The following is an 11,004-nucleotide window of genomic DNA, read 5'->3' as shown; positions in this document are numbered from 1 at the left end:
ATGTCTGGTTCAGATGGAACCAGACATCCTTTAGATTCTTGTGTTTCCGTTTGTCTTTTCGGGAAAACCGGTTTCCACTTTTCCCTGACAAACTCTAGGCGTTTTATTTTTTCGCACTTCCGGACAGAAAATCGCTTCACAGTCCTGCAATCGCGTTACTGGGCAAACGCTGCCTGTTCGTCGAGGACGCGTTGTGCTTCCCGCCGACGCGAAACGATCGATGCAATCAGAACGCCGACCGCCACGATCCCGATCAGGATCGTGCAGATCGCATTGATTTCCGGCGTTACCCCGAGGCGCACCTGACTGTAGATTTTCATCGGAAGCGTGGTGGCGCCAGGCCCGGAGGTGAAGCTTGAGATCACGAGGTCATCAAGCGACAGCGTCAATGCCAGCACCCAGCCGGAAAACACGGCCGGCGCGATGACCGGCAATGTCACCTGCAGGAAGGTCGCGACCGGTGTTGCTCCAAGATCCATTGCCGCCTCCTCGATCGAGCGATCGAAGGACAGAAGCCGCGACTGCACGACGACGGCGACGAAGCACATGGTGAAGGTGATGTGTGCCAGTGTCAGCGTCCAAAAGCCGCGGTCGAAGCCGATGGCGACGAACAGAAGCAGCATCGATAGGCCGGTGATCACCTCCGGCATGACCAGCGGCGCGTAGATCATGCCCGAAAACAGCATGCGCCCACGGAAGCGCGTGTAGCGGGTCATGGCCAGAGCTGCCAGCGTACCGAGAACAGTGGCAACGGTGGCTGAAAACAGACCCACACGGATCGTCACCCAGGCCGCATCCAGCAGCGCTTGGTTATGGAAAAGCTGCACATACCAGCGAACGGAGAATCCGGCCCAGACCGTGACCAGTTTCGACTCGTTGAACGAAAAGATCACCAGGAGCACGATCGGCAGGTAGAGGAAGGCGAAGCCGAAAATGATCGAGACGATGTTGAAACGAGACCATTGCTGCATTTATCGTCCCTCTCCGTCAGCCTTGGACTGGGCATGCTGGAAGAACATGATCGGCACCACCAGAATGAGGAGCAGTATGGTCGCGACGGCGGACGAGACCGGCCAATCGCGATTGGCGTTGAACTCGTTCCAAAGGGTCTTGCCGATCATCAGCGTTTCCGAACCGCCAAGCAGATCGGGAATGACGAACTCGCCGACGGCCGGGATGAAGACCAGAAGGCAGCCGGCGACGACGCCGGGGATCGACAGCGGGAATGTCACCCGCCAGAAGGCTGATATCGGCGTGCAGCCGAGGTCCTGAGCCGCCTCCGTCAGGCTGTGATCCATCTTCTCAAGCGCCGAATAGAGTGGCAGCACCATGAAGGGCAGGTAGGAATAGACAATGCCGATATAGATTGCCCAATTGGTGTTGAGGATGATCAGCGGTTCGCTGATGACGCCGATTGAGAGAAGGAACTGGTTGAGCAGGCCTTCCGGTTTCAGGATCGCGATCCAGGCGTAAACGCGGATCAGGAAGCTCGTCCAGAACGGCAGAATGACCAGCATCAGCAGGGTCGGCCGGATCGTGTTTGGCGCGCGCGCCATGCCGTAGGCGATCGGATAGGCGATCAACAGCGTCAGGATGGTCGAAATGAAGGCGATGATCAGGCTCGACAGATAGGCCTTCGCATAAAGCGCATCTTCGGTCAGCCAGACATAGTTGTCGAAGGAGAACTCTTTCACGCCATCGACAAAGGTCGAAAGGCCGGCGGTCAGATCGAAGACGGGCGTGTAGGGCGGCATTGCCACCGCCGTCGTCGACAGCGAGATGCGCAGGACGATGACGAAGGGAATGAGGAAGAAGAACAACAGCCACGCATAGGGAATGATAATGACGAGCCGGTTGAAGATGGCCGATCCGATCTTGCTCATGCACTCAATCCTTCAACACGACGCCGGCATCCTCGGCAAACGAGATCCAGACGTCCTGCTCGTAGCCGAGCGGATCTTCCACGGCGCGCACGGCATTCAGCGAAGATGCCTTGACCACCTTGCCGTCAGCCAGGCGGATGTGAAACACCGTCATGTCGCCGAGATAGCCGATATCCCAGATCTCGCCCTTGGCCGCATTGGCCGCTGACTGGGCGGGCGCCTCACGGCTGACCCTGATCTTTTCGGGACGAACTGCAAAACCGGCGCTGGCACCGACAGCGAGAGCATCCGGCGAGGCGACACGCACCGTGAAGCCGGATTCGGTTTCGATCTGGATGCGGCCATCGGCACTCGACGACACCTTGCCATCGAAAATATTCACGTCGCCGATGAAATCGGCCACGAAGCGTGAATTCGGCGCCTCGTAGATTTCCGCCGGTGTCGACACCTGGATGACCTTGCCCTGCGCCATCAGCGCGATGCGGTCGGCCATGGTCATGGCCTCTTCCTGGTCGTGGGTAACGACGACGAAGGTGAGGCCGAGTTCCTGTTGCAGGTCCATGAGCTCGAACTGGGTTTCCTCGCGCAGCTTCTTGTCGAGCGCGCCGAGCGGCTCATCAAGCAGCAGCACCTTGGGACGCTTGGCGAGCGAACGGGCGAGGGCCACGCGTTGGCGCTGGCCACCGGAAAGCTGATGCGGCTTGCGCTTGGCAAACTTCTCGAGCTTGACCAGCTTCAGCATCTGGTCGACGCGCTCGGCAATCTCCGTCTTCGGCATGCCGTCCTGCTTCAAACCGAACGCGACGTTGTTCTCAACCGTCATATGCGGGAAGAGTGCGTAGGACTGGAACATCATGTTGACCGGGCGTCTGTAGGGCGGGATGCCCTTAAGGCTCTGGCCATCAAGAATGATCTCACCGGAGGTCGGCTGCTCGAAGCCCGCGAGCATGCGCAGCAACGTCGACTTGCCGCAGCCGGATGCGCCCAGTAGCGCAAAGAACTCGCGGGTGTAGATGTCGAGCGAAAGATCGTCGACGGCGACGAAATCGCCAAACTTCTTGGTGACATTGCGAAAGGAAATGAATGGCTTGGACGCTGGGTCCGTCCATGGAGCAAAGGAGCGCCGGATACTGCCGAGTGATTTCATCATCTATCCCCGAATGATGGTCTGGTGCGGGACCGCCCTGTCGCAGGCCCCTCAAGAAACTGCCCGGATTTTCAGGTCCGGGCAGCTTCGTTTTTCTGTGATCACTGGCCGGTGGCGACCTTGGTCCACATGCGGGTCAGCACCCGCTGCTCCTTGGCGCTGAATGGTGTGGTGGTGAAGAGCTTCTTCATCACATCCTCCGGCGGATAGATCGCCGTATCACCGACTACGTCCTTGCTGATGAACTGCTGGGATGCCTTGTTGCCGTTGGCATAGAAGACATAGTCACTGGCCTTGGCCACGACTTCCGGCTTCATCATGTAGTTGATGAAGGCATGGGCTTCTTCGAGATGCGGCGCATCGGCAGGAATCGCCATCACGTCGAACCACATCTGGGCGCCGGTCGGCGGGATCGCGAAATCAACCTGGACGCCAGCGTCGGCTTCCGCCGCGCGGTCGCGGGCCTGGAAGACGTCGCCGGAATAACCGATCGCCAGGCAGATATCGCCGTTCGCAAGTCCGTTGATGTATTCGGAGGAGTGGAACTTGCGAACAAAAGGCCTGATCTTCATCAGCGCTTCTTCGGCCTTGGCCAGATCCTCCGGTGCATGGCTATCCGGGTTGAGGCCAAGATAGAGCAGCACGGAAGGCACCACATCAGTCGGGGAATCGAGAATGTGGATACCGCAATCCTTGAACTTGGCTGCAACCTCCGGGTTGAACAGCACGTCCCAGGTCGGCTTTTCATCCGTGCCGAGAATTTCCTTCATCTTGGCGACGTTGTAGCCGATGCCCGTGGTACCCCACATATAATCGACAGCATATTCATTGCCCGGATCGTAGGTCGCCACACGCTTGGTAATCTCGTCCCACATATTGGGGAGATTGGGCAGCTTCGACTTGTCGAGCTTCTGGAACACGCCCGCTACGATCTGGCGCTGCAGGAACGTTGCCGTGGGCACGACGACGTCATAGCCCGACCCGCCGGCCAGCAGCTTCGTTTCGAGAATTTCGTTGGAATCGAAGACGTCGTAAACGACCTTGATGCCGGTTTCCTTGGTGAAATCCTCAAGGATGCTGGCGTCGATGTAATCCGACCAGTTGAAAACGTTGACCACGCGCTCCTGCGCGTTGGCAATGACGGCCGATCCGGCAAGGATAACCGCCGCAAAGGCTGAAACGATCTTACGCGACATAAAATTCCCCTTGGTTTTTTTGGTCCGCTTCCAGCACGTTTCCGTTTTCTGCCGGGCGGACCGCTCTATGCGCAAACGGAAGTTAGGCATGTTTTTGAACAACCACAAGCGCTTTTCGGCAATGCGGCATTGGTCGACAGCCGGGCGGCAAATTTAGCAAGTTCTTCAAAAAACATATGTTTCAGGATTGGTGAGGATCACTGAAAATCGAAGGCGCTGAAGCCGGTCACCATTTCGTCGAGGCCGAGCGGCCGGGTGACCGGCGGCTCGGCACGGGCGAGACAGCCCTGCCGCTCGCAGAGGCGACAGGCCGTGCCGGCAGCAACGGTGGTCAGCGGGCTTTCGCCATAAACCGTCTCCGCCTGATGGCTCGCGTCGCAACCGACCAGCATCGCGGTGCGGCGCACGCGCTCGCCGAAACCGGCCTGAGGTCCTTCGACCGTGCGCGAGACGACGAGAAACCCGCCCCCGCCAAAAATATCCGCGCGCTCCGCCAATACCTGCCCCGGCTGGGCGAAGGCGGAATAGACATTGAGCTTGGGACAGCTACCGCCGAAGCGGGCCTTCGGAAAGCCTTGAGCACCGGACAGTCGTAGCCGGTTTCCGGCGCTATCTATTTCCATCAGAAAGAATGGCACGGTGGCCGCGCCGGGCCGTTGGAGCGAGATCAACCGGCTTGCCGCCTGCTCGAAAGACACACGAAACCGTGCCGCCAGCGCCGACAGGTCGTATTTCAGCCGCTGTGCCGCGGAGAGAAACGCGCCATAGGGCATCATCAGCGCCAGTGCCGCATAGCGCGCCAGCTCGAAACGGGCGATGCGGCGGGCCTCGCCGGTTGAAAGCGACAACCGATCAAGTTCCTTCGCCAGCGCTTCGTGAAAGGCAATCTGCGCCGCCTCCATGGCGATCTCGCGCAACTGATCCTGCAGCGACAGCCGCTCGGACAGGAAGAGCCGCATGGAATGGCGATCGAAGCGACGGCGCAGATCCGGCATGACATGTACCGGCAAGATGCGCACGCTCATGCCATGGGTCTTGCGCAGCCACTCTTTCAAGGTGCCACCGAGGTCATCCGAGGGCGCCAGCGTCGCATGGAAGGCCTCCGCTGCAATTTCGATATCCTCGAAATAATTGGGGCGCGTCTCGAACACGTCGCGCACCTCATCCACGGGAAGGCGCGCGCCTGAAAGCGCCGTTACATGCCCTTCCTCCGCGAGCAGCCCGCTCAGGTCCTTCAGCCGCGACGACTGTTCACGGTAGGCGCGGTAAAGCTTGAGGATGCCGCTTGCGACATTCGGAGCAGCTTCCGCCACCTCAATCAGTTCCTGATCGCCCGGCAGCTCGCCGGACAACAGGGGATCGGAGAACATGGCGCGCAGCTCGGCAATGTTGTCGGAGGTTTCGCCGCGCAGCTCATCGAGGTCGAGCTTGTAGACGGAGGCAAGCTTCAACAGCAGCTGGACCGTCAACGGCCGCTGGTTGCGCTCGATCAGGTTGAGATAGGACGGCGAAATACTGAGCGCCTCGGCCATGGCAGTCTGCGTCAGCCCCTGCGCATTGCGGATGCGCCGCACGCGCGGGCCGGCAAAAATCTTGTTTTCCGCCATTGTCACAGCCTTTTACAAAATTGCACGACATCTTTGATTTACAATTTTTACAAAATTACAAACCCAATTTGTCAAACATAATACATCATAACCCGTTTCCATTGAACAATAAATCCATTTTTCTCGCATCCACGAAAGCTGAAGTGTAAACAATATGACATGTCCAGACGGCACCGAATTTCATATTCGACAAAGTCGAGCATGGTGCAGATCGTGAGGAGAAAATTATGACTGACTTTTACAATCTTGTTCCGGGAGCCCAGAAGGGCCGTTTCGACGGCGTTGAACGCCCCTATTCCGCTGAAGATGTCCTCAAGCTGCGCGGCTCGGTCCAGATCAGGCATACGCTGGCGGAAATGGGTGCAAACCGCCTTTGGCAGCTCATCCACGAAGAAGATTTCGTCAATGCGCTCGGCGCGCTCTCCGGCAACCAGGCCATGCAGATGGTTCGTGCCGGCCTGAAGGCGATCTATCTCTCGGGCTGGCAGGTCGCAGCCGATGCCAACACGGCGTCCTCCATGTATCCGGACCAGTCGCTCTATCCGGCAAACGCCGCACCCGAGCTTGCCAAGCGCATCAACAAGACGCTGCAGCGCGCCGACCAGATCGAGACTTCCGAGGGCAAGGGGCTTTCGGTCGACACCTGGTTTGCGCCGATCGTTGCGGATGCCGAGGCAGGCTTCGGCGGCCCCCTCAACGCCTTCGAGATCATGAAGGCCTTCATCGAGGCGGGCGCTGCCGGCGTTCACTATGAGGACCAGCTGGCTTCGGAAAAGAAGTGTGGCCATCTCGGCGGTAAGGTTCTGATCCCGACGGCGGCTCACATCCGCAATCTCAACGCCGCGCGACTTGCCGCAGACGTCATGGGCACACCGACGCTGGTCATCGCGCGCACCGATGCGGAAGCCGCCAAGCTGCTCACCTCGGATATCGACGAGCGCGACCGTCCCTTCGTCGATTACGATGCGGGACGCACGGTCGAGGGCTTCTACAATGTCAAGAACGGCATAGAGCCCTGCATCGCCCGCGCTATCGCCTATGCGCCCAACTGCGACCTCATCTGGTGCGAGACCTCGAAACCGGATCTGGAGCAAGCGCGGAAATTCGCCGAGGGCGTGCACAAGGCGCATCCGGGCAAGCTGCTTGCCTATAACTGCTCGCCCTCGTTCAACTGGAAGAAGAACCTGGACGACGCGACGATCGCCAAATTCCAGCGTGAACTCGGCGCCATGGGCTACAAGTTCCAGTTCATCACGCTCGCCGGCTTCCACCAATTGAACTTCGGCATGTTCGAACTGGCGCGCGGCTACAAGGACCGTCAGATGGCTGCCTATTCGGAATTGCAAGAAGCGGAATTCGCCGCCGAAATCAACGGCTACACCGCAACCAAGCACCAGCGCGAAGTCGGCACCGGCTATTTCGACGCCGTATCGATGGCCATCACCGGCGGCAAGTCGTCGACAACGGCCATGCACGAATCGACCGAGCACGACCAGTTCCGCCCGGCGGCAGAGTAAGTGCGACATATTCCCTCTCCCCGCAACGGGGGAGAGGGATGATCGAGCATCAATTCAAAAACCCCGAAGAGAAGAGGAGAAATGCCATGACAGTCCAGACCCGCGTCAAGGAGCGCGCCGAAGAACAGGCTTCCACCATGACCCCGGAGCAGCAGGCGGTTATTCGCTCTGTCGCCAACGATCTTCACCGGCTGAACCATGCCGTGATGAAGGCGGTCGAGGCTGGCGTTTCGGTCGAACTCGTCCGCTCCGCCCGCCACCACGGCGGCGCCGGCAACTGGGGCGATCTTCTGATCCCCGTCATCGTTACCCAAGGCCGCGGGTAGGATTGTCCGCCGTAACTTTCCGACTTCCGGCCAACCCTCGGCGCTCCCTGCCGCCGGGGGCTTCCTCTTTTGCAAGGGACCCCCACCAGAGGCGGAGGTTGCCTGCAATAAAAATGCCCGGCACGAGAGCCGGGCATTTTTTGATCGGGAAATCTATTTTCAGGCAGCGCGGGTATAGCTCTGTGACCCGCTTTCCGGCTCCAGCCGGAACTGTTCCACCAGCATCATCAGCGTATCGGCCTGGTTGGCGAGCGAGCGGCTGGCATTTGTCTGCTGGTCAACCATTGTGGCGTTCTGCTGGGTCATCTGGTCCATCTGGTTGACGGAACCGTTGACCTCGGCAAGTGCCGCCGCCTGATCGCGGCTGGCCGTTGCCATCATCTCCACATGGTGGCTGACGGTGACGATCTGCTGGCTGATCGAAGCGAGAACCGCGCCCGTCTCCTGCACCAGATGCGAACCGGCGTTGACTTCCTGTGTCGATTTGTTGATCAGCCCCTTGATTTCGCGGGCTGCGTCTGCCGAACGCTGGGCGAGTTCGCGCACCTCCTGGGCAACAACCGCAAAACCCTTGCCGGCTTCACCCGCACGCGCTGCCTCGATACCGGCATTGAGCGCGAGAAGGTTGGTCTGGAAGGCGATGTCGTCGATCACTTCGATGATCTGCTCGATCTGACGGGATGCACCTTCGATGCGGCCCATGGCCTCGATGGCATTGGAGACGACCGATGCGGAATTGTCGGCACTGCGTTTCGTCTGGCCAACAACGGCATTCGCTTCGTGGGCACGCTCGGCGGAGGAGCGGACCGTCGTCGTGATCTGGTCGACGGCGGCTGCGGTTTCCTCGAGTGAGGAGGCCTGGGCTTCCGTGCGCTTGGAGAGTTGATCGGCGGATGCGCTCATTTCCGCGCCACTGCGCTGGATCGACAGCGCGTTGCCACGGATCTGGCCGAGCGTATCCTGCAGGCGGACCAGCGAGACGTTGAAGTCCTGGCGCAACTGCTCGAGACGCCCGTTGAACGGCGTTTCGATCTGGCGCGAGACGTCGCCTGCGGCAAGCCGGCCGAGACCTGCTGCCAGGGCATCGACTGCAAAATTGATCTGGCGATCAACCTCGCGCTTCTCGGCGTCATTGCGGGCACGTTCGGCTTCTGCAGCGGCGCGCTGCTCTTCGCTTTCGGCTTCGATGCGGATCTTCGAAAGAGCATTTTCCTTGAAGATCCCGAGGGCACGGGCCATGTCGCCGATTTCATCGCGGCGGGCTTCGCCGGAGATGCTGGTATCGACGAAACCATCGGCCAGCTTGCGCATCGCCGTGGTGATCTGGCCGATCGGTCCCTTGAGGGTCAGGACAAGGGCGCCGCCTGCGACAAGCGCGATGACGATCCCGAGCACGGTTGCGAGAACGGAAACCTGGTTGGCCTTGTCACGCTCGACACCGGCGCTGGTCTTCTGATCTTCGGCAAAGTCGCTGAGCTGATTCCAGATCAGGTCGATGGATGTACCGGCAGCGGCAAATTCTTCCGAGCGCTTGGCACTGATATCGACGAGCGCGGCGCTATCCTCGTCCATTTTCTTCAGGGCCGGAATGAGGGCTTCGGCGACGTCGTCGAAGAAGGTCAGGCCACTGGCGCTGCCGCGAAGCGCGTCCATGTCGCTCTGCACGATCGATAGTTCGCTCAAGAGCTTCTTGCGGTTTTCATCGGAGGTTACGCCGAGGAAGCGGGCCGAGGCGATCTGGATCGAATAGATCGAGTTCACCAGCTTGCGGGTCGCAACCAGGATTGCCTCAGAACGAATGATCGGCTCGTCAAGCTCACCGAAGATACGGGTCGCTTCGCGCATCTTCTCGCCGGCAGCACCTGCAAGCTGGATCGAAACCTGACGGAAGCGCGAAACGCGGCGCGTAATTTCAGGTACCGTAAGATCAGGCGTATCAGTCGAGGAAATGAAGCCGGAGAGTTCGGTCGCCGTCTTCTTGATCGTTTCGGCCACGACCTTCTGCGATTTCGGCAGAACGGTTGCGATCGAGCGCTCGGTCTTGTTGATCTGCGGGAAGCGCTCCTTGACGAGCTTCAGCTTGTCTTCCGGTGCAGTCGCTCCGGAATAGTCCGAGCCGAAATCGGCGAAAAACTTGCTGGCATTGGTCAGGCGGTCGGCTTCGCGCAACATGCTTTTGGCGGTATTTTCGTCCTGACGGACGCCGCGCTGCATCTTGGTTGCTTCTTCCAGGATCTTTACCTGTTCGCCGGCCAGAAAATTGAGGCTCTTGCCCATGGCGTCGCGCAGACCAACTTCGCCGACATAGAGCTGCCAGAGGCCATCGATGCGGGCTTCGACGTCCTGCGTCTTCGCCTGCGCGTCTTCCAGCTTCGTCTTGTCTGCGTTGGCGTCGAGGCCATTCATGGTGTCGGCCAGAACTTCCTTTTGTGCCGACAATTTGGCGTAGACACCGTCGCGGCTTTCCTCTGTCGTGTGCTGAAGGAACTGGCTCATGCCGGCATAGACATCCTTGAAGCCGTTCAGCGACTGGAGGACGCTGTTGGAAATCTCCATGCGTCCCTGCAAGAGCCCGGAGGCGTAAAGACCGGTAATGCCGACGGCACAGATGCTGACGACGAAGGGCAGGATAAACAGCAGCACCTTCGTCTGGATTTTGAAACGGGCAAGAATTCTGTCGATGAACATGGCACCCCCTGGCTCTCAGCCTGCAACCGCCCTCCCCAACCCCTCTCAAGGGCTTCTTACGGTGGCTGGCAAACTGGTGGTTTGAACTCAAAACATGCGGGGATGGCCGCCAGTCTGCCGGGGCATTCATTGCTTGACTGCGCAAATTCACGCTTGCGCCGTCACCGCAGACTCCTGATCGCTCAGTCTTCAACGACAACGATTAATTTTTACATAAATCGCCAATTAAATCGGTTCAGGCCAGCAATTGCACTGAACCAGTGTGGAACACGCACAAGATCTGCCCGCAAAAAAGCGAGCGACCACATTGAAAATGAAGAAAAATGTCCCGATCAGAATACCGAGAGAGCCGCGAGGGCGGCGACAGCGAAAAAGGCGAGCAGCGCGGCAGTTAGGATCACAACCCTGCCGTTGGCGTCGTCTGCCTTGGCAATGGCGATCGCACGGGCTTTGCGGCGGTTCTCAGTCATCACATCAGATCCTTTCGCGTCGTCAGCTACAATAGACCCGGTTGATCCGGACCGCCAGCCCACATCATGTAAAGATCGACGTTTGAGAAGAATATTCTTCTCGCCCTGCCGGAAATGCGAAGATGAGTTCCGCAACATTCCGGGCCGATCTTGCCGGCATGGAAAGAGGT

General features: G+C 59.2%; 9 protein-coding genes. 2 read left to right on the top strand and 7 right to left on the bottom strand.

What is annotated here, in order from left to right:
- Positions 1-155: 155 nt before the first annotated feature.
- From QO002_RS06650 to QO002_RS06630, 5 genes are all read right to left on the bottom strand, one after another.
- Entirely contained in the window at positions 156-971 is an 816-nt protein-coding gene (locus tag QO002_RS06650) for an ABC transporter permease (protein ID WP_307227907.1), read from the bottom strand.
- Positions 972-1,883 carry an ABC transporter permease subunit gene (locus tag QO002_RS06645; protein ID WP_307227905.1) on the bottom strand — a complete coding sequence of 304 codons (912 nt, stop codon included), beginning with the start codon at positions 1,881-1,883 and terminating at the stop codon, positions 972-974. It lies immediately after the preceding gene.
- Between the two features lie 4 nt (positions 1,884-1,887).
- Positions 1,888-3,030, bottom strand: a complete 1,143-nt coding sequence (locus QO002_RS06640) for an ABC transporter ATP-binding protein (RefSeq protein ID WP_307233199.1) — start codon at positions 3,028-3,030, stop codon at positions 1,888-1,890.
- 101 nt (positions 3,031-3,131) lie between these two features.
- Positions 3,132-4,226: a polyamine ABC transporter substrate-binding protein gene (locus QO002_RS06635; RefSeq protein WP_307227903.1), complete on the bottom strand. Its 1,095-nt coding sequence runs from the start codon at positions 4,224-4,226 to the stop codon at positions 3,132-3,134.
- Between the two features lie 197 nt (positions 4,227-4,423).
- On the bottom strand, positions 4,424-5,833 hold the full coding sequence (locus tag QO002_RS06630; protein WP_307227901.1) for a helix-turn-helix domain-containing protein: 1,410 nt from the start codon (positions 5,831-5,833) through the stop codon (positions 4,424-4,426).
- A 227-nt stretch (positions 5,834-6,060) separates the two neighbouring features.
- Here QO002_RS06630 and aceA point away from each other — a divergent pair, with 227 nt between their 5' ends.
- Positions 6,061-7,350, top strand: a complete 1,290-nt coding sequence (gene aceA, locus QO002_RS06625) for an isocitrate lyase (RefSeq protein ID WP_307227899.1) — start codon at positions 6,061-6,063, stop codon at positions 7,348-7,350.
- Between the two features lie 86 nt (positions 7,351-7,436).
- Positions 7,437-7,676, top strand: a complete 240-nt coding sequence (locus QO002_RS06620) for an SMc00767 family acetate metabolism repressor (protein ID WP_307227896.1) — start codon at positions 7,437-7,439, stop codon at positions 7,674-7,676.
- A gap of 159 nt (positions 7,677-7,835) precedes the next feature.
- Here the strand turns inward: QO002_RS06620 and QO002_RS06615 are convergent, their stop codons facing one another.
- Both QO002_RS06615 and QO002_RS06610 read right to left on the bottom strand, forming a co-directional pair.
- Positions 7,836-10,364 (bottom strand): methyl-accepting chemotaxis protein, encoded by a 2,529-nt coding sequence (locus QO002_RS06615; RefSeq protein WP_307227893.1) that lies wholly within the window; start codon positions 10,362-10,364, stop codon positions 7,836-7,838.
- Between the two features lie 332 nt (positions 10,365-10,696).
- Complete coding sequence (locus tag QO002_RS06610) at positions 10,697-10,834, bottom strand: hypothetical protein (RefSeq protein ID WP_307227891.1); 138 nt, start codon at positions 10,832-10,834, stop codon at positions 10,697-10,699.
- Between the last annotated feature and the right edge of the window lie 170 nt (positions 10,835-11,004).

This window comes from Pararhizobium capsulatum DSM 1112, from assembly GCF_030814475.1.
GTDB lineage: Bacteria > Pseudomonadota > Alphaproteobacteria > Rhizobiales > Rhizobiaceae > Pararhizobium > Pararhizobium capsulatum.
The sequence above is the reverse complement of the archived record's forward strand: the minus strand, read 5'-3'. Positions and strand labels throughout refer to the sequence as shown.

Coding starts and splice junctions, on each gene's coding strand:
- QO002_RS06650 (WP_307227907.1), bottom strand. CDS start 971: ATGCAGCAATGGTCTCGTTTCAACATCGTCTCGATCATTTTCGGCTTC.
- QO002_RS06645 (WP_307227905.1), bottom strand. CDS start 1,883: ATGAGCAAGATCGGATCGGCCATCTTCAACCGGCTCGTCATTATCATT.
- QO002_RS06640 (WP_307233199.1), bottom strand. CDS start 3,030: ATGAAATCACTCGGCAGTATCCGGCGCTCCTTTGCTCCATGGACGGAC.
- QO002_RS06635 (WP_307227903.1), bottom strand. CDS start 4,226: ATGTCGCGTAAGATCGTTTCAGCCTTTGCGGCGGTTATCCTTGCCGGA.
- QO002_RS06630 (WP_307227901.1), bottom strand. CDS start 5,833: ATGGCGGAAAACAAGATTTTTGCCGGCCCGCGCGTGCGGCGCATCCGC.
- aceA (WP_307227899.1), top strand. CDS start 6,061: ATGACTGACTTTTACAATCTTGTTCCGGGAGCCCAGAAGGGCCGTTTC.
- QO002_RS06620 (WP_307227896.1), top strand. CDS start 7,437: ATGACAGTCCAGACCCGCGTCAAGGAGCGCGCCGAAGAACAGGCTTCC.
- QO002_RS06615 (WP_307227893.1), bottom strand. CDS start 10,364: ATGTTCATCGACAGAATTCTTGCCCGTTTCAAAATCCAGACGAAGGTG.
- QO002_RS06610 (WP_307227891.1), bottom strand. CDS start 10,834: ATGACTGAGAACCGCCGCAAAGCCCGTGCGATCGCCATTGCCAAGGCA.